Source organism: Arthrobacter sp. Z1-15 (assembly GCF_054792395.1).
The window spans coordinates 3,323,816-3,344,795 of the sequence record NZ_CP096454.1 but is presented as its reverse complement, the minus strand read 5'-3'; the positions used below and the strand labels follow the sequence as shown (position 1 = coordinate 3,344,795).

The 20,980-nt window shown below is 66.0% G+C and carries 25 protein-coding genes and 1 riboswitch; of the genes, 16 read left to right on the top strand and 9 right to left on the bottom strand.

Translation table 11 applies throughout. The features are described from left to right. Positions 1-22: 22 nt before the first annotated feature. Together M1D40_RS15470 and M1D40_RS15465 are read left to right on the top strand one after the other, a co-directional pair. Positions 23-874 carry an MBL fold metallo-hydrolase gene (locus M1D40_RS15470; protein WP_461169406.1) on the top strand — a complete coding sequence of 284 codons (852 nt, stop codon included), beginning with the start codon at positions 23-25 and terminating at the stop codon, positions 872-874. Positions 875-892: 18 nt separating this feature from the next. Then, positions 893-2,227 carry an MFS transporter gene (locus M1D40_RS15465; protein ID WP_461169405.1) on the top strand — a complete coding sequence of 445 codons (1,335 nt, stop codon included), beginning with the start codon at positions 893-895 and terminating at the stop codon, positions 2,225-2,227. On the opposite strand, the gene M1D40_RS15460 is transcribed toward M1D40_RS15465, so the two are convergent. Then, on the bottom strand, positions 2,199-3,110 hold the full coding sequence (locus M1D40_RS15460) for a phosphatase PAP2 family protein (RefSeq protein WP_461169404.1): 912 nt from the start codon (positions 3,108-3,110) through the stop codon (positions 2,199-2,201). The two genes, M1D40_RS15465 and M1D40_RS15460, sit on opposite strands and share 29 nt — an antisense overlap. A 185-nt stretch (positions 3,111-3,295) precedes the next feature. Between M1D40_RS15460 and M1D40_RS15455 the strand changes: the two genes are divergently transcribed. Beyond that, positions 3,296-4,300 carry an o-succinylbenzoate synthase gene (locus M1D40_RS15455; protein WP_461171069.1) on the top strand — a complete coding sequence of 335 codons (1,005 nt, stop codon included), beginning with the start codon at positions 3,296-3,298 and terminating at the stop codon, positions 4,298-4,300. Between the two features lie 153 nt (positions 4,301-4,453). Here the strand turns inward: M1D40_RS15455 and M1D40_RS15450 are convergent, their stop codons facing one another. Further along, positions 4,454-4,801: a hypothetical protein gene (locus tag M1D40_RS15450; RefSeq protein ID WP_341393221.1), complete on the bottom strand. Its 348-nt coding sequence runs from the start codon at positions 4,799-4,801 to the stop codon at positions 4,454-4,456. 107 nt (positions 4,802-4,908) lie between these two features. On the opposite strand from M1D40_RS15450, the gene M1D40_RS15445 reads away from it, so the two are divergent. Both M1D40_RS15445 and M1D40_RS15440 read left to right on the top strand, forming a co-directional pair. Continuing rightward, on the top strand, positions 4,909-5,034 hold the full coding sequence (locus M1D40_RS15445; protein WP_461169403.1) for a hypothetical protein: 126 nt from the start codon (positions 4,909-4,911) through the stop codon (positions 5,032-5,034). Positions 5,035-5,385: 351 nt separating this feature from the next. After that, the gene (locus tag M1D40_RS15440) at positions 5,386-5,727 is read left to right on the top strand and encodes a hypothetical protein (RefSeq protein ID WP_461169402.1); all 342 of its coding nucleotides are present in this window, start codon (positions 5,386-5,388) and stop codon (positions 5,725-5,727) included. 14 nt (positions 5,728-5,741) lie between these two features. Here M1D40_RS15440 and M1D40_RS15435 read toward each other — a convergent pair whose 3' ends face one another. Next, entirely contained in the window at positions 5,742-6,737 is a 996-nt protein-coding gene (locus tag M1D40_RS15435) for an SRPBCC family protein (protein WP_461169401.1), read from the bottom strand. Further along, the gene (locus M1D40_RS15430; protein WP_461169400.1) at positions 6,734-6,979 is read right to left on the bottom strand and encodes a hypothetical protein; all 246 of its coding nucleotides are present in this window, start codon (positions 6,977-6,979) and stop codon (positions 6,734-6,736) included. Before M1D40_RS15430 ends, M1D40_RS15435 begins: the two co-directional genes overlap by 4 nt. A 241-nt stretch (positions 6,980-7,220) precedes the next feature. Between M1D40_RS15430 and M1D40_RS15425 the strand changes: the two genes are divergently transcribed. The 5 genes from M1D40_RS15425 to M1D40_RS15405 all read left to right on the top strand — a co-directional run bounded on the left by M1D40_RS15425 (position 7,221) and on the right by M1D40_RS15405 (position 12,164). Next, a complete protein-coding gene (locus M1D40_RS15425; protein WP_461171068.1) occupies positions 7,221-9,272 on the top strand; it encodes a PhoX family protein in 2,052 nt (683 codons plus the stop codon). A 9-nt stretch (positions 9,273-9,281) separates the two neighbouring features. Beyond that, positions 9,282-9,782, top strand: a complete 501-nt coding sequence (locus tag M1D40_RS15420) for a GNAT family N-acetyltransferase (protein WP_341393227.1) — start codon at positions 9,282-9,284, stop codon at positions 9,780-9,782. Between the two features lie 9 nt (positions 9,783-9,791). Then, positions 9,792-10,454: an HAD family hydrolase gene (locus M1D40_RS15415; protein ID WP_461169399.1), complete on the top strand. Its 663-nt coding sequence runs from the start codon at positions 9,792-9,794 to the stop codon at positions 10,452-10,454. A 3-nt stretch (positions 10,455-10,457) separates the two neighbouring features. Next, positions 10,458-11,171: a class I SAM-dependent methyltransferase gene (locus M1D40_RS15410; protein WP_461169398.1), complete on the top strand. Its 714-nt coding sequence runs from the start codon at positions 10,458-10,460 to the stop codon at positions 11,169-11,171. Between the two features lie 66 nt (positions 11,172-11,237). After that, complete coding sequence (locus tag M1D40_RS15405) at positions 11,238-12,164, top strand: LLM class flavin-dependent oxidoreductase (RefSeq protein ID WP_461169397.1); 927 nt, start codon at positions 11,238-11,240, stop codon at positions 12,162-12,164. A 36-nt stretch (positions 12,165-12,200) separates the two neighbouring features. Here the strand turns inward: M1D40_RS15405 and M1D40_RS15400 are convergent, their stop codons facing one another. The 3 genes from M1D40_RS15400 to M1D40_RS15390 are packed head-to-tail and all read right to left on the bottom strand — an operon-like array spanning position 12,201 to position 15,129. Further along, on the bottom strand, positions 12,201-13,112 hold the full coding sequence (locus M1D40_RS15400) for a sulfite exporter TauE/SafE family protein (protein ID WP_461169396.1): 912 nt from the start codon (positions 13,110-13,112) through the stop codon (positions 12,201-12,203). Between the two features lie 4 nt (positions 13,113-13,116). After that, positions 13,117-13,701, bottom strand: coding sequence for a rhodanese-like domain-containing protein (locus M1D40_RS15395; RefSeq protein WP_461169395.1), 585 nt, complete (start codon positions 13,699-13,701; stop codon positions 13,117-13,119). 30 nt (positions 13,702-13,731) lie between these two features. Next, positions 13,732-15,129 carry an MBL fold metallo-hydrolase gene (locus M1D40_RS15390; RefSeq protein ID WP_461169394.1) on the bottom strand — a complete coding sequence of 466 codons (1,398 nt, stop codon included), beginning with the start codon at positions 15,127-15,129 and terminating at the stop codon, positions 13,732-13,734. A gap of 435 nt (positions 15,130-15,564) precedes the next feature. On the opposite strand from M1D40_RS15390, the gene M1D40_RS15385 reads away from it, so the two are divergent. Then, the gene (locus tag M1D40_RS15385) at positions 15,565-15,801 is read left to right on the top strand and encodes a metal-sensitive transcriptional regulator (protein WP_445818879.1); all 237 of its coding nucleotides are present in this window, start codon (positions 15,565-15,567) and stop codon (positions 15,799-15,801) included. A gap of 178 nt (positions 15,802-15,979) precedes the next feature. On the opposite strand, the gene M1D40_RS15380 is transcribed toward M1D40_RS15385, so the two are convergent. Further along, positions 15,980-16,624: a DUF305 domain-containing protein gene (locus tag M1D40_RS15380; RefSeq protein ID WP_461169393.1), complete on the bottom strand. Its 645-nt coding sequence runs from the start codon at positions 16,622-16,624 to the stop codon at positions 15,980-15,982. Positions 16,625-16,693: 69 nt separating this feature from the next. After that, on the bottom strand, positions 16,694-17,167 hold the full coding sequence (locus M1D40_RS15375) for a hypothetical protein (protein ID WP_461169392.1): 474 nt from the start codon (positions 17,165-17,167) through the stop codon (positions 16,694-16,696). Positions 17,168-17,266: 99 nt separating this feature from the next. Continuing rightward, positions 17,267-17,337: riboswitch (guanidine-III (ykkC-III) riboswitch) on the top strand. Positions 17,338-17,347: 10 nt separating this feature from the next. Here M1D40_RS15375 and M1D40_RS15370 point away from each other — a divergent pair. From M1D40_RS15370 to M1D40_RS15350, 5 genes are all read left to right on the top strand, one after another. Further along, positions 17,348-17,662, top strand: a complete 315-nt coding sequence (locus tag M1D40_RS15370) for a DMT family transporter (protein ID WP_461169391.1) — start codon at positions 17,348-17,350, stop codon at positions 17,660-17,662. 216 nt (positions 17,663-17,878) lie between these two features. Next, a complete protein-coding gene (locus tag M1D40_RS15365) occupies positions 17,879-18,349 on the top strand; it encodes a hypothetical protein (protein WP_341393237.1) in 471 nt (156 codons plus the stop codon). Beyond that, on the top strand, positions 18,346-19,338 hold the full coding sequence (locus tag M1D40_RS15360) for a hypothetical protein (protein WP_461169390.1): 993 nt from the start codon (positions 18,346-18,348) through the stop codon (positions 19,336-19,338). The genes M1D40_RS15365 and M1D40_RS15360 overlap by 4 nt, the downstream gene beginning before the upstream one ends. Then, positions 19,338-20,540, top strand: coding sequence for an alpha/beta hydrolase family protein (locus tag M1D40_RS15355; protein ID WP_461169389.1), 1,203 nt, complete (start codon positions 19,338-19,340; stop codon positions 20,538-20,540). Before M1D40_RS15360 ends, M1D40_RS15355 begins: the two co-directional genes overlap by 1 nt. Beyond that, positions 20,530-20,961 carry a hypothetical protein gene (locus M1D40_RS15350; protein ID WP_461169388.1) on the top strand — a complete coding sequence of 144 codons (432 nt, stop codon included), beginning with the start codon at positions 20,530-20,532 and terminating at the stop codon, positions 20,959-20,961. Before M1D40_RS15355 ends, M1D40_RS15350 begins: the two co-directional genes overlap by 11 nt. The last annotated feature ends 19 nt before the right edge of the window (positions 20,962-20,980 follow it).

Here is a 20,980-nt window from a genome sequence, read left to right as displayed (position 1 = left end):
ACGGACCAAAAAGGACGGACCCATGACGGACGCAGCCGGACAGGACACCGCAACGTGGCGGGAGGTCGCTCCGCGGGTGCTGGTACGCACCAACCCCGGGTTCGGGATGAACACGGGTCTGGTGATCGGCGATGAGCGGGCGCTGATCATCGACACCGGTGCCGGGCCGCGGCAGGGGTGCGCCATCCTCGAGGCGGTCCGGGAGCGCACGGACCTGCCGCTGATTGCCGTCAATACGCACGCCCACTTTGACCATTACTTCGGCAACGCCGTCCTCGCCGCCAACGGGGTGGAGGACATCTGGGCCACCAGCAGCTGCGCTGCCGCCATCACCGAGCACGGCGACTCGCAGCGTCCCGCCGTCGTCGCCCTGGAAGCGGAAATGGCAGCCGGCACCGGCGTCCATACCGAAATCCTGGCGCCCACCCGGCTCGTGGACGGAGCTCCGGTGGACCTGGATCTGGGCGGGATCTCCGTGACGCTGTTCCACCTGGGCCGCGGCCACACCGACCATGACCTGCTCGTCGGAGCCGGCGACGTTCTGTTCACCGGAGACCTGGTGGAGCAGGGCGCGGACCCGTCCTTCGAGGATTCGTTTCCCAAGGAATGGATCCGGACGCTGGGCAAAATCACGGCCCTTGACGACCTCTATCGCGTCTTTGTGCCCGGGCACGGGGAGCCCGTGACCGTGGACTTTGTGACCACCCAGATGAACAAGATGCGCACCGCCGTCGCCGTTACCCGCAGCGCCATGGACCAGGCTTCGGTGGACATGACCAAGGCCATTCCGATCCTGCCGTACGGGCCGGAGCAGTCGCGGGCCCTGCTTCTGCGGCTGCGCACCCTGGCCCGGTGGAAATGGCTCAAGCAGTAAGGGCGGTACCCTGAATCGGTGCCTGCCGATTCCTTCAGCCTCAAAACCATAGCCGTCCCCGCGTTCGGGCCGACGCTGCTGTACGGGGTGGCCACCGGTGCCATCCTGCCGGTTATCGCGCTGACGGCGCGGGATCTTGGGGCCACCGTGGCGCTGGCGGCGCTGGTCATCACGCTGACCGGGGTCGGATCGCTGCTGACCAATGTTCCGGCCACCGTGCTCACCACCCGTTTCGGGGAAAAGTGGGCGCTGGTTATCGCGTCCCTGTGGTGCTCGGCTGCCATGGTCACCGCGGCCCTGGCGCCCGCGCTGTGGCTCTTTGCCCTGGCCGTGTTCATGGTGGGCATGGCCGGATCGGTGTTCGGGCTGGCACGGCAGAGTTACCTGACCGAGGCGGTGCCGGTGCATTTCCGGGCCCGGGCTTTGTCCACGCTGGGCGGAGTGAACCGGATAGGAGTGTTTGCCGGGCCGTTTGCCGGTGCCGCTGCCATTCACTTTGCCGGCACGCCCGGCGCCTACTGGGTGGGCGCCGCAGGCGCCCTGCTGGCGGGCGTCATCAGCCTGAAGGTTCCCGAACTTCGCCTGCCGGCAGCCGGGACCGCGGGCGGCGGGGCAGGTTCTCGCGGCTGGGCAGGTTCTCGCGGCGGCGGCACGGGTGCCGGCACCGGCGCACTGCCGCCGGCCCCGGCCCCCACCGTCCGCTCCGTTCTGCACAGCCACGGGCGGGTGTTCCGGACCCTGGGCCTCGGGATCCTGCTGATTGCCGCAGTGCGGGCCTCCCGGCAGGCAGTGATTCCCCTGTGGGCCCAGCACATTGGCCTGGACCCCACGCAGACGGCCCTCATCTACGGGGTCTCCGGCGCCATCGACATGCTGATTTTCTATCCCGCGGGCAAGGTCATGGACCTGAAGGGCCGGCGCTGGGTGGCGGTGCCGTGCATGCTCACCATGGCCGCGGGCCTGGCCTTGATGCCGCTGACCGCCAGCGGCACCGGCCTGCTGCTGGTGTCCCTGGTCCTGGGATTCGGCAACGGCATCGGATCCGGAATTGTCATGACGCTGGGCGCGGACTTCTCGCCTTCCCCGGGACGCCCGCAGTTCCTGGGGATCTGGCGGCTGCTCGCTGACAGCGGCACGATGGCCGGACCGGCGCTGCTCTCGGCGGTCACCGCGCTGGCGAGTCTCTCGGCCGGCATCGGAGCCACTGCTGTGCTGGGCCTGCTGGGGGCCGCCGCGCTGTGGCGGTGGGTGCCCAAGGGTCGGCCAGGCTACGGGCAGCCGGCCGGAAATCCGGCGGGCGAACCGGCAGGACCGGCAGGACCTGTCAGCGGGCCGGGTCTCCCGCCTGCATAGAGAACAACCAGCAGGCCAGGGCGCTGAGAACGTAGCCCACTCCGACAATCAGGCTCAGCCCGGACCAGAAGTACAGCAGCATGGATTCGCTGCTGCCCAGCACCGTGGTGCCGCTGGTGGCGTACAGGTAGGCGCCCACCGCGAGCACCAGGGCGAGCAGGCCCGGAACCGCGCACAGGGCCGTAAACACCGGGGACCCGCCGCGGCTGCGGCCGCCGGGCGGCCAGTAGTTCCAGTCCGGCGTTGTCCGCATCATGACCAGTCCGCCGATCAGCGTCCAGGTGCCCACCACCAGGAAGGAGGCAACGACGTCGGCCGGGCGGTGCCAGAGGTTAACAAAGGTGGCCGCTCCGGCGAGTACGGCGTAGCTGCCGCCCGCAGCTGCCACGGCCGGGCGCCAGCGCGGGGACGCGAGAAGGAAGACCACCGCGGCAGCAGAGGCAGCCAGCGTGGTGTGGCCGGAGGGCAGCGAATTGAAGTCCAGGGTGATGACCCCGCGGTCGGGCCGGTCAAAAAAGAGCCGCTTCAGCAGCTGGCTGCTGATGTTCGCGGCCGCGAAGGTGCTCAGGGCGATGACCGCCGGGGCCAGCCGCCGCCGTCGCACCGTCACGGCCAGCACCACCGCACCCGCAATGAACACCGACAGCAGCGGCAAATTGTCCAGGAATTCCAGGACCGGAAGCGGCGAGGCGGGCATCGCCACCTCGGCTTCGCGCCAGGCCGACTCATCGGCCAGCTGGCCGGTGGTGGTGCGGACAAACGCCCAGTAGGTCACGGCCACGGCGGCCGCGCACAGCAGTGCCCCGAAGAGGAACACAGCGGCGTTGTGGGCTGGCCGTCGCCGGGTCGGAGCGCGGCTGTTCAGGAGATTGCGGGTATTCATTGCCTCCTAGTCTGCCACTGGAACTTGGCACTTGGCTGAACGACCGCTGTGACCGCCGTCATGACCCTGCGGACGGGTGCCGGGACTAGGCTGGCTGGGTGGCTACTCCTGATCTTCCCCCGGTGACCGGCTTCCGTCCGGACCTGTCCGCACTGCTCGCCGATGCCCGCGTTGTGTCGGTGCCCATGCGGGTGAAATTCCGCGGCATCCTGCACCGGGAGGCGCTGCTGCTCCCCGGCCCGGCTGGCTGGGGCGAGTTTTCCCCGTTCCCCGAATACGACGACGCCGAAGCCGCTCCCTGGCTGGCGGCCGCCCTGGAGGCGGCGGGGGAGGGGTACCCCGAACCGGTCCGGACCTCCGTGCCGGTTAACGGCACCGTGCCCGCAGTCGGCGTGGATCAGGTTGAAACGGTCCTGGCCCGGTTCGGCGCCGTGTCCGCCGTGAAGGTGAAGGTGGCCGAGCGCGGCCAAACCGTTGCCGAGGACCTGGCGCGGGTGGCCGAGGTCCGGCGGCTGCTCCCCGGCGCCGGGATCCGGGTGGACGCCAACGGGGGCTGGGACGTGCCCACCGCCGTCGGCGCCCTGGAAACACTGGCCGAGGCGGGGCTGGAATACGCCGAGCAGCCTGTTCCGGATATCGCCGGACTGCGTGCGGTGCGGGAAGAGCTGGCGCGCCGCGGGGTTCCGGTGCTGATTGCCGCCGATGAAAGCGTGCGCAAGGAAACCGATCCCCTCCGGGTGGCCCGTGAAGACGCTGCTGATTTGATCGTGGTCAAGGTGGCGCCGCTGGGCGGTGTGCGCCGGGCCCTGTCCATCGTGGCGGCAGCCGGCCTGCCCGCCGTCGTCAGCTCGGCGCTTGACACCTCCGTGGGCATCCGCGCCGGCGTCGCGCTGGCCGCCTCCCTGCCACAGCTGCCGTATGCCTGCGGGCTGGGCACTCTGTCACTGATGGACGGCGATGTCACCGCGGAGCCGCTGCTGCCCGACGGCGGTGCGCTGGCGGTGCGTGAAGTGCCTGTGTCGGAGGAGCTGCTGGAGCGGTATGCCGCCGGTCCGGACGTGACCCGGTGGTGGCTGGACAGGCTGGCGCGGGTCTATGCGCAGCTTCCGGCCGGTCCGGGCGGTCCGGGCGGTCCTGGGACGCCGGGGTCCATTAGTTCATTCCCCGCACCGCACGGGTTCCCACCGTAAGTGGCCTCCCGTGGCTGCTGTGGTCACAGAAGTGCACATGCGCCACAGAGAGTGGGAACGCGTGCGCCGGGACCCGCAGGAAGCCGGCATTCTGAGGAGGAATGGCGGGTTTCTCAGCCAGCACCGGGCTGCATCCTGGCAATCCGGTTCGCTCTAAGGGCCTATGTACTCGCCGGTATAGGCATCCACAGTTCCCGCCTGAATGCCCTCGCACTGAGAAACACCGCCTGCTGTCACCGGCACATAGCTGAGGCAGAAAGCCACGTAGTAGGGCATCCCGGACTGCCAAGCTTCGTACGCCTCGTCGTAGGTGAACCAATGCCGCGTAGGGCTGTCGCGCCAGGACGTTTCACGGTAGTCCGGCGGCATCAGGAACTCCGGGTTGTTGTAGTAATAGCACATCTGGGTGTCTCCGGACGTCCAGAATGTGTCTCTCGCGCAGTACTCTCCCAGGGTGATTACCCCGGCCATGACGGCATAGCCGGCCTCCTCCGGCGTCATTTCGAGCGCAGACTTTCCACCGGGGCCGGCAGTGGGAAGGGGCGGAGCGGTGCTCCCTTCCGTCCCCGAAGTACCGGCGGGCGGCGTCGCCGGTAAAGGGGAAGCGGGTGCTGAAGGAGACCCGGGCGCTGTTGAAGACGCAGGCGGTGAAGAAGACTCAGCCGGTGCTGAAGAGGAACTGGGCGATGAAAAAGACGGGGCTGAAGGAGACACGGGCGCTGTTGAAGACGTAGGCGGTGATGAAGAAGAACTGGGTGATGAAGAAGGAGTCGTGGTCGGTTCGGGGGATGGAGCAGCTTCGTTTCCGGCAGTGGTGCAGGCGGAAAGACTGAGGCAAAGCGCCGCTGAGGCCGCAAGCAGTTTTGGGATGGGTTTCATGCTCGCTCCTTTGACCGCGGACTTCGGTGACGGTTCCTTAAGGCTGACCCCGCGGCGAGCCGAGATACAAGGTGCACGGAAAACCCCGCCCGGCTCTGAACCGGCCCGGCCCCTGCCCTACCCCTGTCTAGTAGGGGCGTTTGGTAGCCTCGCACCTACGAAGCAGTTCGGGGAAAGTCGCGGCCGATCCACGGGGAGACAGAACCATGCATGCGTTGCAGCTAAGTGTCATCATTCTTGTCGGGTTAAGCCTGGGCGTCGCGGGCGGCCCGGCGCGCATCCCCGAGATGAAGTGGATTCCCAGGCTGGGCACGGGCGTCGCGACAGGCTGGAGCTATGCGGCGCTTCTGGTTATCTGGGAAATTTCCGCGGCGGAAGCCTTTCTCTTTTTTATCGCCATCACCGCGGGATCCGTCCTGTACGGTGGCAGACTGTGGCAGCAGCTTGATCTGGAGCCCGGGCTTTCCTATCGGACATGGGTGAAACGGGATTTCCTCCACACGCGGTACCTGCGCCGCCTCTACCGCACATCCCCCGCCAGGCGATAGTTCCAGCCAGCCGGTTATGACTGCCGGAAAACACGGCTGACGGAGCTGCCGATCTGGGACAGCTTGATCCAGACGAGGAAGCGCTGCAGCGGAGCCAGAAGCGTGCCGATCATTGCCCGCCAGCCCTGATGCCGGAACCAGGTCAAGGTGATGCTGACCTGGGTTCCGCCCGTAGCCGGGGCGAGCTCGAAACAGATGACCGTGGGCCTGCTGGCGCGGGTGTCCGGAAAAGTGAAGTGCCAGGTGACCTGTGCCGGCGGCCGAGCTTCCAGGAGTTCGATTTCCCGGTGCCGGAATTTCTCGTGGACCTTCAGGGGTTTGCCGTCCGGACTGGTCAGGGTGGCGTGCGCGGTCCACGTGTGGCCCGGCAGGAGGGGGCCGCCGGTATCCTCCACCGAGCCGATCCCCGGTTCCCATTCCGGAATGCGGGCCGGATCGGACAGCAGCGCCCAGACATCCTCGACGGGGGCCGGGACAAAGGCCTCGAACGAACCGGTGGCCTCGCCCCGGCTGCCTGCTGCCGGTTTCTTCGGTGACTCAATGGATGATTCGGTGCGCTCGAGTTCCGCCAGAATCTTCGCCGGTGCCGTCCCGAGCCGCTGCAGCACCCCGGTGATTAGTCCGCTGGGCTCGTTCAGGAGTTCGCGGAGTACTGCGGAAGCGTCTCCCGTGCGTCCTTTCTGGCCTGCCCGGCCGAGCAGGTCCGAAGCGCGCCTGGACCAGGCGTACCCGCCGGTTTCGTGGAAGACGATGTCTCCCGGCGGCGGGAGCTCGGCGGTGATGCCCAGGGACGCAATCTGATCCTTCTGGTATGCCTCGACGGCCGTCCGGGCCGAGTGAATGCTGATACCCGCGTCACGGAGGACCTGGCCGGCGGGCTGGTCATTGAGTACCAGTGCCAGGAACATGTCCTCAAGGTCGGCTTCCCGAAGACCCCGCCGCGAGGCTTCCTCCATCGCCGTCAGCGAGAGCGTCTGACTGGTTGTTGCATAGCGGGTGAACTTGTTCATCCATGGCTCCTGGGCTTGAGGATCGAGGGGTCAACGCGCTTGGAGTACTTCTTATGCACTGCCTGGCGTGTCACACCCAAGGCATCGGCAATGGCCTGCCAGTTCATTCCGGCGTGCAGGGCAGCCTCGACCTGGCGCAGCTCGAGGGTATCCGCGAGTACCCGCAGGGCTGCCACGGCCCGCAGTCCGGCACGCGGATCGCTGGTATCTGCGGCAACAGTCGCCGTCCGGGATGACTCCATGCCTGTCAACCTACGTTGCTCTCTTCCGGACTGTCAACCTAGGTTGCTACTCGGCCGATTCAAGGAAAACAGGCAGCACTTTCTGTTCACCCCGGGTTAAACCGCCGGTCTCCTTCGCGTCACCTAACGCTGTCAGCGTGGGCAGCGACACACCCGCCGGATGGAAGGCCCGACCTTGACCGACTTGCTGAACCCCGACTCTGCCGCTGCCAGTTCCGCCCCGAAGAAACGGCTGCTGCCTATGCTGGGACACACCAGAGGCAAGCGCAGCGCCGTCACTTGCGCCCTGAAATGCGACAACGCCTGCAGCAAGGCGGTGTGCAACACCTCCGCCAACAGTTACTTCCGGGACATCGTCTCCGCGGAGTTCTCCCGGCGGACCGCACTCGGTGCCGGAGCGGTCGGGGTGCTGGGCGCGGCAGTACTGGCGCTGAGCAGCCCGGCGGCGCCGGCGGCAGCGGCACCGCCCGGCCGCGGGCCGAAGGCGGGGCGCCTGGCCTTCACTCCGATCGCACCCGTGGACGCTGCAGCGGACAGCTTCGACGTGCCTGCAGGGTATGACTGGGAACCGCTGCTTCGCTGGGGAGACCCGCTCTTCGACGACTCGCCCGAGTTCGCCTTCGCCGGGCAGACCCCCGCCGCGCAGGCCCGCCAGTTCGGCTACAACAACGACTATCTGGAAATTCTTCGGCAGCCGAACGGCAAGAAGGGGCTGCTCGTCTGCAACCACGAGTACGTCAACCCGGAGATCATGTTCCCCGCGGCTCCGGCTTCCGCCGCCGAGGAACTGCAGCGGCGCAACATCTTCCGCAACGCCGTCGGCATGTCAGTGGTGGAACTGGAACGCAGCAACCGCGGGAAGCCCTGGTCCTACGTCCGCGGCGCCCGGCTGAACCGCCGCATTACCCTGGACACTGTTTTTGAACTCACCGGACCCGCAGCCGGTTCCGATCTGCTGAAAACCGCCGCCGACCCGCAGGGGCGGTACGTTGCCGGGACACTGGGCAACTGCGCCGGCGGCAGCACTCCCTGGGGAACTGTGCTCTCCGGAGAGGAGAACTTCAACGGTTTCTTCCGCGCCGAGGGCACCAGTGCAGAGGACAAGCGGTATGGGCTGGGCAGTGATCCCACGGCCATGGGCTGGGAGCAGGAGGACCCGCGGTTTGACGCCCGCACCCCGGAAACCCGGAACGAGCCGAACCGGTTCGGCTACATCGTGGAGCTGGACCCCGAGGACCCGGATTCGGTGCCGCGCAAGCACACCAGCCTGGGCCGGTTCAAGCACGAGGGCGCCAACGTCATCATTGCCCGCAACGGAAAGGCCGTGGCCTATTCCGGCGACGACGAGCGCTTCGACTACCTCTACAAGTTCGTCTCGAAGAACAAGTACCGGAAGAACGACAAGCGCCACAACATGACGCTGCTCAGCGAAGGCGACCTGTACGTGGCACGGTTTGCCGGCAATTCACCGGAGTCGGAAATCGACGGCACCGGAGCGGTTCCCGCAGACGGCGGATTCGACGGGCAGGGCACCTGGCTGCCGCTGGTGGTGCGGGGCAAATCAGCGGTGGCCGGGATGAGCGTGGAGGAAGTGCTGGTTTACACCCGGCTCGCGGCGGACAAGGCCGGGGCCACCAAAATGGACCGTTGCGAGGACGTGGAACCCAACCCCGCCACCGGGCGCGTCTATGTGGCCTGCACCAACAACTCCAAGCGCGGCGTCGACGCCGGTGCACGCGCTGACGAGGTGAACCCGCGGCGGGAAAACCGCGACGGACACATCGTGGAGATCACCGAGGCCCGCGACGACGCCACGGCCACCGACTTCCGCTGGAACCTGCTGATGCTCTGCGGTGACCCGGCCCAGGGTGACGTCACCTATTTCAGCGGCTATCCGCAGGACAAGGTTAGCCCCATCTCCTGCCCGGACAATCTGGCCTTTGATTCAGCCGGCAACCTGTGGATCTCCACCGACGGCGCGCCGTCGGGCATTGGCTATAACGACGGACTGTTCAAGGTGGGGCTCTCCGGAAGTGACCGCGGCAGGGTGGAGCAGTTCCTGTCCGTGCCGCGTGACGGTGAAACCTGCGGACCGGTGATCCACGATGAGGAATCCATGGTGTTCGTGGCCGTGCAGCACCCGGGCGAGGACGGCAGCTACGGCGCGCATACCTCCTATTTTCCGGATTACGTGGCCGACGGCGGGACGCCCGCGCCGGGTGACGTCCGGGTTCCGCGCCCGTCAGTGGTGCAGGTCTTCAGCCTGGAGACGAAACGCGGTGCGGGGGCATAGGGTGTGGGGATGCTTCCCCCTCCCACCTCCCGGCTTCGATTCCGTGAAATGTCCCCCGCTGATCTGGACAATATGGCAGCGCTGCTTGGTGATCCCGCCGTGATGACCTACTACCCGGCACCCAAGACCCGGAGTGAAGCGCTGGGCTGGATCGCCTGGAACGAGAAGAACTACGCGGAGCACGGCCATGGGCTGTGGATCGTGGAAAGCTCCGACGGCACCTTCCTGGGGGACTGCGGCCTGACCTGGCAGGACGTTAACGGCCGGGCTGAACTGGAAGTTGGGTACCACATGCGCCCTGAAGTGCAGGGGCGGGGCTACGCAACGGAAGCGGCGGCTGCCTGCCGGGACTTCGCCCGGGACGAGCTGCAGGTTCAGCAGCTGGTTGCCATCATTCATCCCGGCAATGTGGCCTCCCGGCGCGTTGCAGAGAAGATCGGCCTGCGGGACAGGGAAGATGCCCTGCGCCCGGACGGGCTGCGGAAGGTGCTGGGCCTGAGCTTTGGATAGGTTGTCCGCATGACGGCCTTTGATGCAGTGATCTTCGACTGGAGCGGCACCCTGGTGCACGATCCGCCGCTCCGTGAACGGGTCGTGGCCGCCGGGACCAGGCTGGGGCGCCCGGATTCCCCGGAAACGGACCGGATCTGCGCCGCCCTGAACCGGCATGAACACGATCCGGACGTTGCCGCCGCGCAGCTTCATGCGGACACTTCCAGCGCCAGGTACTTCGCCGCCGAGGCACTGCACTTTCAACGTGCGGGTGTTGACGAGGAGCTCGCCGAAAGCCTGCTGCACGTGGATGAGTATTCCGGATTCCGCCCGCTCTACCCGGATGCGCTGCCCACGCTCGGAAAGCTCCGGGAGCTGGGATGTCGCATCGCCGTGCTAAGCGATATCCATTTCGACATCCGTCCGCTGCTGAAGGAACAGGGCGCCGGCGCCCTCATTGAGGACTACGTGCTTTCCTATGAACACGGAGTCCAGAAGCCGGACCCCCGGATCTTCGAGCTGGCGCTGGCACGTCTGGAATTGCCGGCGCACCGGGTGCTCATGGTGGGAGACCGGTCAACGCACGACGGCGCCGCAGCGGAATGCGGCATGGCCACGCTGCTGCTTCCCCGGCTTTCCGCATTTGGCCGCCGCGGGCTGTCCCTGGCCGAGAACCTGGTTCGGGGGTAGGCCGTGGAACCGGGGAACTACTACGCCATTCCGGAGCTCGCCGCCGGTTACGATGCCGACAGCCGGGACCGCCGCGACCTGGACTTCTACCTGGACCTGGCCGAAGGGCTGGGTGCAGTGCGGGTGGCCGACGTCGGCGCCGGAACGGGTTTGTTATGCAGTCTGCTGGCTGGCCGGGGGCACGACGTCACCGGCGTCGAGCCGGAACGGACCATGCTTGCGCTCGCGCAGCAGCAGGAACACGCGGCCGCCGTTTCGTGGCTGCACGGAACGGCCGAAACGCTGCCGGCCGGGTGGGCCGATCTGGTCCTGATGACGGGACACGTTGCCCAGTACTTCCTGGACGACGCAGCGTGGGCAACTGCGGCTGCCCACGCCAAAAGGGCCTTGAAGCCCGGCGGCCGGCTGGCCTTTGAAACGCGCAATCCCGCGGCGGAAGCCTGGCGGAACTGGACGACGGCGGGCCGGAGCACCGGGCAGGGGACGGTCCGCACGGAAGTGCGCCGCGACGGTGACCTGGTCACCCACACCGACCACTGGATCCGGGACGGCAACTCCCGGACCACAACGGAAACCCTGAGATTTCCTTCCCGGGAAGACATCCTGACGGGCCTGGAATCGGCAGGGCTGACGGTCGACCGCACCTGGGGCGACTGGGACCGGCGTCCGGTCAGCGCGGATTGCCCGGAATGGATCTTCCTGACCCACCCGGTGTAGCTCCGCCGCAGCGGTTTACACTGGGCTCCCTCAGCCGCCACCTGCCGAGCTTCCGAGGAGCACACCATGCCCGACTACGGCCGCGACCTGCTGTTTGGTTCGTTCATTACGCCGGCGGCCGCCCCTCCCCGCCGGGCTGTGGAAATGACTGTCGCAACGGAGTCTTCGGGGTTGGACCTGGCTACCTTCCAGGACCACCCGTACCAGCCGCGGTTCCTGGACACATGGACTCTGCTGTCCTATGCGGCTGCCCGCACCGAGCGGATTACGCTGGCCACCAACGTGCTGAACCTGCCGCTGCGCCAGCCCGTGATTGTGGCCCGCAGCGCCGCCAGCTTGGACCTGCTCAGCGGCGGCAGGTTTGAACTGGGGCTCGGCGCCGGAGCTTTTTGGGACGCCATTGTGGCCGTCGGGGGAGAGCGGCTGGAACCCGGGGATGCCGTCACCGGACTTGCGGAAGCGATCAGCATCATCCGGGGCATCTGGGACGAGGCCGAACGCACCCCGCTGCGGGTGGACGGAAAGATTCACCGGGCGCACGGGGCCAAGCGCGGGCCGGCGCCGGCGCACGGCGTCGGCATCTGGATCGGCGCCTACAAACCCCGCATGCTCCGGCTTACGGGGGAAACGGGGGACGGATGGGTGCCGACGCTGAGCTATTTGCCGGGCGGCCCGGCCGATTTGGCAGCGATGAACGAGGCAATTGACGACGCCGCCGCAGCAGCAGGCAGGGATCCCGCCGTCGTGCGCCGGCTGCTGAACATCAACGGCAGCTTCTCCGCCGCCGGTGGCGGCCTGCTCCAGGGCCCTCCCGGTCAGTGGGCGCGGGAATTGGCGGATATCGCCCTGGCGCACGGCATTTCCGGGTTTCTCCTCGGCACCGACAGTGCGGAGGATCTGGCCCGCTTCGGGCGTGAGGTGGCGCCGCAGGTGCGGGAGCTGGTCGCCGCTGCCCGGAGAAGGGAGGGAACAGCGAAGCCCGCCCCCGCATAGCCGGGGCGGGCTCCAATCTGCGGCCGGAACTCCCTGTTAGGAAGAGGCCTGTTCTGAGGTACGTTCGGCGGGGCTGGGGACCTTCGGAGAAGCCAGCACCTTGCGCAGCGGGCAGGCCGGAACGAAGAACCAGCACACCACTGCGGCTGCGGCGATCACTGCGGCGCCAACCCCAACCACGGCGTTGGCAGGGGAAGGCAGCTCCTGGACCAGGACAAAGACGCCCATGAGCAGCACAAAGATTCCGAAGCCCTTGCGCAGGGCTGCCTCGGGAATGCGTCCGGCGAGGCGGGCTCCAATGAACGACCCGAGGATGGCGGCAGCGGTGACCCCGCCGACAAGTGCCCAGTCGAGGCTGACGCTGGTGAGGTAACCGCCGAGCCCGGCGAAGGACTTCATGGCGATGACAACCAGCGATGTGCCCACTGCAACGGGCATGGACAGGCCGCCGAGAAGCGCCAGTGCGGGCACTACGAGGAAACCGCCTCCGGCACCGACCAGCCCGGTGACGAGGCCAACGACGAGGCCTTCGAGGATGACCTTGCCGACGGGCAGGTCATTGTTGTGGGCCGCCGCCGACACGTCCTTGCGGCCGCGGATCATGGCCAGGGAGGTGGCGACCATCATCAGGGCGAAGGCGATCATCAGAATGGTTCCGGGAATGTGCCCGCCGAGGAGGCCGCCGCCAAAGGCACCGGCCATGCCGGCGGCACCGAAGATGAGTCCGGTGCGCCACTTTACGCGCCCCTTGCGGGCATGGGTGACGGCGCTGACGGCGGAGGTGACGCCGACAACGAAGAGCGATGCGGCGATGGCCTCCTTGGGGTTCATCCCCGCAACGTAGGTCAGGATCGGAACCGTGAGAATGGACCCGCCGCCGCCGAGCAGACCGAGCGAGAGGCCGATGAGTACCGATAGCAGGAGGGTCGCAACGAGGGTGGCGGTCATGGGGCTAACTCTTCACGGCGGGCAGCTGGGCAATAACGGACTCACGGGTGGGTTCGTTGGCCGTCTTGTTCCACGGCATCGCGGACAGTGCCTTGCCCATGGCGCAGGTGTTGCTGGCTGCGGAGAAGGTCAGCCCGGCACCGACAAATCCGGCAACGGTGCGGATCTTCGGGGACAGGAATTTTCCGCCCGCCAGTCCCGCAATCACGAGGGAGCCGGCCGCCATGCGTACCTGGCGCTCCAGGTCCCAGCGCTTGGTCCCTTCGACGGTCTCGCCTCCGGCCTGATGGAACGCGGGCACGCCGCCGACCAGAACGTGGGCGTCGTTGAAGCCGACGCCGGCGAGGTTCTTCCTGGCTTCGGAGGCACGGACACCTGACTGGCAGACGAGCACCACTTTGGTGTCCAGCTTCGCGGCGAGTTCATCGGTGTGTTCAGCCAGCAGGGGAAGCGGCACATTGTAGGAGCCCTTGATGTGCAGCGTCTCGAATTCGGCGGCGGAACGGACGTCCAGCACCACGACGTCGTCGCCGGAGGAGATCCAGCCCTTGAGGTCTTCGGGGATTACGGTCTGCGGGGTGTTGTTCATGGGGTTCTTTTCTATCGGAGGATTGGCGGGTTAGGCGTTCTGCTGCCGGTTCCAGGTATCCCAGCCCGCGTAGCTGCCTTCGAGTTCGACGACGTCGAACCCGGCACGGCGCAGGGCCGAGGCCGCCACGGAGTTGCGGACACCGGACTGGCAGTAGGTGACGATGGTCCCGTCTGCCGGCAGCTGGTCGGTGTTCCACAGCACGCGTCCGGCACTGAGCTGTGCGGAACCGGGCACATGGCCGGCGGCATGTTCGGTCTTGTTGCGGACGTCCAGCACCAGCGCCGCGTCGAAGCTTTCCAGCTCCGCCGGGGAAATGGTGCGGGGCGTGGAGACCGGCAGCCCGTCGAGTGTGGTCAGGTATCCCGTGACCCCATCGATGCCTACGCGGACCAGGTGGTCCCACATGTCCATGGCTGTTTCCCGGTCCCCGGCCAGCAGGATCACCGGTCGGTCATCCTGTTCGGGGTCCAGCGCCCAGGCCCCGAAGCTGGCGAACTTGGTGCCGGCGGGGATATTCACAGCCCCCTGCACCGTGCCCTCATGGACCAGGTTGTGGGAACGGGTGTCCACCAGTGAGATTTCGTTGGCTGCCAGACGGGCGGCAACTGTTTTCACCGGGATTTCGGCGAGCGGCGTGCGCTCTCCCATCACTGCGGGGCCCTGGCGGTTCTGGCGCTTCATCCGGCCAAAGTAGGCATGTGCATCGGGCTGTCCGTCGAGCAGTGCGTCGATGAATCCTGCCTCGTCGTCTGCGGCAAGGAACGGGCCCCACCAGGCGAACTTGCGTTCGTAGCCCACGGTGGAGGAGGGGAGGGCGCCCAGCGCCTTGCCGCACGCACTGCCCGAGCCGTGGCCCGGGAAGACCTGAACATAGTCAGGCAGGGTCAGGAACTTCTCTTTCAGGGAGACGAACAGATCGTGAGCTCCGTCGAAGCGGGTGTCGACGCCGCCTGCGGCCTCGTCCAGCAGGTCGGGGCGGCCCAGATCTCCGGAGAATACAAAGTCTCCGGAGAGGAGGTAGCCGGGGCTGTCGCTGAAGGCACCGTCGGTGATCAGGAAGGACAGGTGTTCCGGCGTGTGCCCGGGGGTGTGCAGCGCCTTGACGGTGATGTTGCCCAGCGTGATCGCGGACTGGTCGAAGAGGCGCTCGCCGTCGAAGCCGTACTGCCAGTCTTCGCCGCCTGCGCCCGAAACGTAGATCTGCGCGCCGGTGGCGGCGGCAAGTTCACGCGTGCCGGAGAGGTAGTCGGCGTGGATGTGCGTTTCAGTGACGGCAACGATCTTCATGCCGTTGGCGGCAGCGAGCCGGCGGTACACCTCGATGTCGCGGCGGGCGTCCACCACCAGGGCTTCGCCCTTGGCCTGGCAGCCGATGAGGTAGCTGGCCTGGGCGAGGTCCTCGTCATAGATGCGTTCGAGAAGCATTTGTCTCCTTGGATTCGAATAGTGATACCCGGAGGGGTACGGGGTTTCCCTGTGCCGTCATGCCTCCGGTGCATGACGGCTACTTCGGTTAGCGACCGAGAAGCCGCGTCAGCCAGCCCTTTGACGGGGAGGCCTTCGGCGCGTTCGGATCGCAGGTGCAGCGCTCGGCGCGGGGGATATGGGCCATGACCTGCTGGACATGCTGTCCGCATCCGGCCCACGTCATCTTCCGGCACTTGCGGCAGGGAACTGCGCGGCACATGTGTTTCTCCTCTGGTGCAGGTGGCTGGCGGCGTTCATCCGCCGCTTCGAGTCTGGCACATACCCCCGGGGGTATTCAAATCGGCTTTTGCCGTGCTTGAATAAACCCCCTGGGGTATAACATTGGAGAAACATCTACCGAGGAGGGCCACCGTGCACCTGGAGTCAGACGACATGAAACCAGCCATCAACAGGCTCAAGCGGGCCAGCGGGCAGCTCAATGCCGTCATCCGCATGCTGGAAGAGGGCACCGACTGCAAGGCCGTGGTTACGCAGCTCGCGGCAGCGTCCAAGGCCATTGACCGTGCGGGATTCTCCATCATTGCCACCGGTCTCGAGCAGTGCCTCGCCAACGAGGACTCCACGGCCGACCGCGCCGACATGGAAAAACTCTTCCTCACGCTCGCCTAGCCCGGATCTGCCTAGCCCGGCGCCTGTTTAGCCCGGCGCCTGTTTAGCCCGGCGCCTGCCTAGCCCGGATCCGCGCCGGGAACCATCCCCTTAACACCATGGGCGGCGGGGCCGGAACTCCGGCCCCGCCGCCCACCGGTGCAGGGGTCAGTCGTCCAACCCGAGCGGTTGGCGGCGCCTAGAGGGCTGCGAGCAGCTTGCCCATTTCTGTTATTTCGGCCTGCTGCGTGCTGATTACGGTCCCGGCCAGCTCCAGGGCTTCCGGATTGCGGCCGCCCTCAAGCTCGTCCCGGGCCATGCTGACGGCGCCCTCGTGGTGGGCCGTCATGGACTCCAGGAACATCCGCGATGCGTCATCGCCCCGGGCCTCTTTGAGTCGGGACAGCTGCTCTTCACTCAGCATTCCCTCCATGGTGTCCACGGACCCCGTGTGCTGGTGCCCCTGCATGCCGTCGGCCGGGTCCGCGGGTTCTCCCCAGCTCTCCAGCCAGCGGGTCATTGTCTCGATTTCCGGCCCCTGGGCGTCCTTGATCCTGCTGGCCAGATCCACGATCTCAGGGCTGAGGCCGTCCTTGGCGAGCATCATGTTGCTCATCTCGACCGCCTGCTGATGGTGCGGGATCATCATTTGAGCAAACATCGTGTCGGCATCATTGTGGTTTGCGGCAGCGGAATCCGGAGCGGCGGTTTCCGCTGCGCTGGAGTCCGCTGTTCCGGAGGCTGCGTCACCGGTACCGCTTTGTCCGCATCCGGCCAGAACCAGGGCGGCGGCGAGGGCGAGCGCGGACAAGGCATGCGGGGGCTGGGATGTATGGCGTTTCATTGGATAAATCCTTCAATACTCAGGTTGTGGGTGCATTGGCTGCTGTGCGCTGTCCAAAGGACGCGGATTTTACGTGCGGCTGATGCAGAGCTGAGTGAGTGAAGGGCACGGGGCCGGGCGGAACGCCCGGGGCAGTGCGGGGGGACCCCTGTTGGCCAGCGAGAAGGCAGGCGCGCACCCTGAAGGAGTGCGCAGTGCGAATGCACCCATGATGACCAGTGCGAGCATGCACATGCCGAAGGCCGCTTCGTCGGCGCAGCTGCCTGCGCAGCCGGGCATGGAGTCATGATCCGCGGCTGCGGCGCCGATGAGGGCGGCCGGTGCCGGAAGGTGCCCGGTTCCCGGAGGTGCCGCGGCAGGTCCGGCTGCTGTGCCGCCCACCGCCACAGTCCCGTGGTGGGAAGAGGCTCCAAATCCGCCCACCCAGATATGCATGGTGAGGAGCCCGGCAATGACGGCGGATAAACCGAGGAGCGACAAAACGGCGCGCGGGGTAGCTGCGGCGGCACCTGATGTACGGCCTGCTGCCACCACTGCACTCACCAGCCTTGTCTGCTCGTTCCCCGCTGTCCGATCAGCGTAGCCACGGTCAGATACCTCACCAAATTCGACCCGGGCCGTGCGGCGTGAGAGCTTTAAGGCAGAGCCTCGCTATAACAGTGAGCCTCCCGGACGATGGGTGCCGTACCCGGTGTGCGACAAGACGGCCCATTGGAGATTCCCATGTCATGGATCATTCTTGTCATATCCGGTGTGCTGGAAGCTGTTTGGGCAACTGCCCTGGGCAAATCCGACGGCTTCAGCAAACTCGGACCGACCTTGGTGTTCATCCCGTCGCTGCTGGCCAGCATGGCCGGCCTTGCGTATGCGATGAGGGACCTGCCCACCGGCACGGCCTATGCGGTCTGGGTGGGAATTGGCGCAGCGTTGACCGTTGTTTATGCAATGGTGACCGGTGCTGAGGCGTCATCCTTGCTGAAGGTCGTGTTCCTCATGATGATCGTCGGCGGGGTCGTGGGACTGAAACTCAGCCACTAGCTGTACTGAGACAGGACAATCAGCCCCGCAGCCGTGAGTGCGGCTGATCAATTCACCGAGAAATGAAACCGGCCCGTGCCGGGCATAGCTGCGAAAACTCTCGCAAGTCCCCCAACTTTCGCAATGCCCGGCCGCGGGCCGGTCGTTTCATAATACATGATCGGAACATGTTCCGAACTAGCCCGGTGAGGGGAATCAGGTACATTGAGGATTCCCATGGATGAGCAGCTGCGCCAAACCGCCAAAGACGCCTTTGACCGTCTCCGATTGCCCGAGCGGATCACCCTGGAATCGCTGATTCGGCACGTTGAAGAACTCCGCGGACGCAGAATAGTGATAGTCGAGAGTGAAAAGCTCACCGGAAAGAAAATCTGCGGCCTCTGGATTCCGCGGGAACAGGTGGACGTGGTTTACCACTCGGTCACCAGGGGAATGCTGCACCGGCAGCAGATGATTCTCCACGAACTTTCACACATGATCCTTCGTCACGATGAATACGAAGGTGCCACCTGGCAGGGCATAAAGATTTTTCAGGAATTATCGGGCGAGGTGGTTGCCAAAGCCCTGGCCCGGGGCGATTTCCGGTCCGATCTGGAAGCAACTGCCGAACATCTGGCCGACCTCCTGGCGGCCGCAATCCGGGAATCCACCCAAGAGATTTTCAGATACGAGGCATACTTCGAATGATGAGCCTGCTCGTGGCGACCTTCATGTGGTTGCTGGTCCTGACCCTTTCCCTCCGCGCCCGTGCCCGCCGGGACAACTCCATGCTGAAGGCTGCGGTGGTCATCGCGGCGTCGCTGACCACCAACATCAACGAGGTGTATCTGTGGGCGGCGGAACATTCCCCTTGGGCTAATGGACTGGACCTCGTCTCCAACATCCTGCTCATTCTTGGTATTTTCTACCTGTCCCGCGCCATAACCCTCGGCGCCACCGCCGGCAGCAGCCGGGGCGGAGGAGGGAGATGGGGCCGGGTCGGCGCCGTGGTCACGATTGCCGTCATGGTGGTGAGCTTCGCCCGGATCGACAACCCGGCACCCTCCACACAATTCATGCTCGACTACGGAGACCAGCCCGCCGCTGCCCTCTACTCTGCGATCCAGTACCTGTACATCTTCGCCGTGATGGCGGCGACGCTGCGAACCTGCGTCGGGAACGTTCCCAAAATGAGGCGCAGGCGTTTCCGGGCCGGCTTCAGCATCATCGGCGCGGGATGCGGCGTCGGCCTGTTGCTGTGCTCATCCGTCATTGTCATGGACGTAACGCATGTGACGGGGCAGGAGGGCGTTATGAGGTCCGTCGGGGGCATCTATGACGTGCTTAATCCCCTGACGGTGGTCCTGCTGTCCGTGGGCCTGGCTGTTCCGCCGCTGGGGAGAATCATCAGCGACATCACTATGGGACGGCAGCTCAGGGAACTCGAGCCGCAGCTGAAGGCCCTCTGGAACAGAACGGTTGCCCGGACTCCGGCTGTCAGCCTGATGGGAACCGGGGCCGACACGGTGGCCGTTCCCCGGCAAAGTGCGCGCGAGACCACCGACGTCATTCACCGGCTGGTCATTGAAATCCATGACTGGCTGGCTGTATCCGGATCCGCGGAACTATCACCGGATGAGGCAGCTGCCCTGCGCAAGGCGGAGGCGCTGTGCCTGAAGCAGGGGCGCATGCTCTGATGGGCAGGATCGTTCTGCCGGCCCCTGCCGCCGTGGCGGGGGTGGCCGCCGTGGCGGCCGTTGCAGCCGGCGCCCTTGCGGCCCTCGGCGGATCGCTGCTGCGTGCCAAAATTACCGACGCCGGCCGCAGCAGGCGCCTGGTCCCGATACAGGGAAGCGGGCAGGCTGCAGGCCGGGAATACCTGGAATTTTCACCCGACGGTTTCGCCGCCCATCCGGGCCGGCTGAGCATGCGCGCTGCATCCGGAGGGGATCTCGTGGTTCTTGGCCCGGCAACCATTGCCGGGGACCGGCTGCGGCGGGTCGTGGAACGAGGCAGCGCCTCTGACCTTCTCCGGGACGGCAGCGGGCAGCTCAGCGGCCATCTGGGCGAGAGCCCGGCCGATTTCGGCTACCCGCATGAAGAAACACTGATTGCCGGGCTTCCGGCCTGGGTCATTCCGCCCGGTTCCCCGGAAGCCAGCAGCGGCGTATGGGTCATTCACGTCCACGGGCTGGGCAGTTCGCGCAGCCAGTGCCTGCGCGGAGTGGAAGCTTTTGCCGGCCTCGGCTGCACCTCGCTGCTGCCGTCCTACCGCACGTCGCTGGATGTCTCGCCGGAACCGGACCACAGCCATCTGGGCATCAGCGAATGGCGGGATATCGAAGCCGCAAGACGCTATGCGCTGGCCCGCGGGGCCCGTGCCGTCGTGTTTGTCGGGTGGTCTCTCGGAGCCTCCATCGTGCTCCGCACCGTTGCCCATGCTGCGGACAACAGTACGGCGGGAGTTGTCCTGGTCTCACCGGCGCTTGACTGGCCGGCGATCATTTCTGCACAGCTGCAGGGACTGGGTTGCCCGCGCATCATTGCCAAACTGCTGCCGCACACAGTGAACCTGCTGCGGCCCCAGGGGGACCCTGTCATCCGGTGGAAAGAGATGCCCGGCACGTACATGCAAAAACATTCAACTATTCCTACTATGATTTTGCATGGGACGGAGGATAAATCCGTTCCGGTAGAGCTCTCCCGAATGTTCGTGTCCAGGCAAAGCCAACCTGTGCGATTCGTTGAGTTTGAAGGCGCCCACCACACCCTGGAGTGGAACGCCGCTCCGCAGTTGTGGAATCAATCAGTCCAGGTCTGGTGCCGTTCCCTGGGCCTGAATGCCGGCAAAGACTTAATCGACGTACGTTTCGGAGGCGAAATACACCATGGCCGCTGAAGGTGCTGCCCAGCGCAACCTGAGGAATTCGCAGATTCTTGCCCGCAAAATCGACCTGCTTCTCGATGTGATGGTGACGGCCGAGGGCAGGCCCTATGAGTTTCAGGACATTCAGACGGCCCTGTTTGAAAAAGGCGTAAAGCTCTCCCGGACCCGGTGGCATCATATTAAGACCGGAGACGCCACCGTCAGGCAGCCGCCGGAAGTGCTCATTGCCCTGGCTGAATTCTTCCAGGTCAATCCGGACTACCTGCTCAACTCCGACGGAGCGGTCCCGGAACGGATCCAGCACGAACTGGAACTGCTGGCCGCCATGCGCCGGGCGAAGGTCAAGGAATTCGCCACCCGCACGCTGGCCGATGTGGACAATGAAACCCTCGACGCGATCGCTGCGCTGTTGGACGATTCGAAGAAGTACTAACCGCCGACCCGAGCCTGGC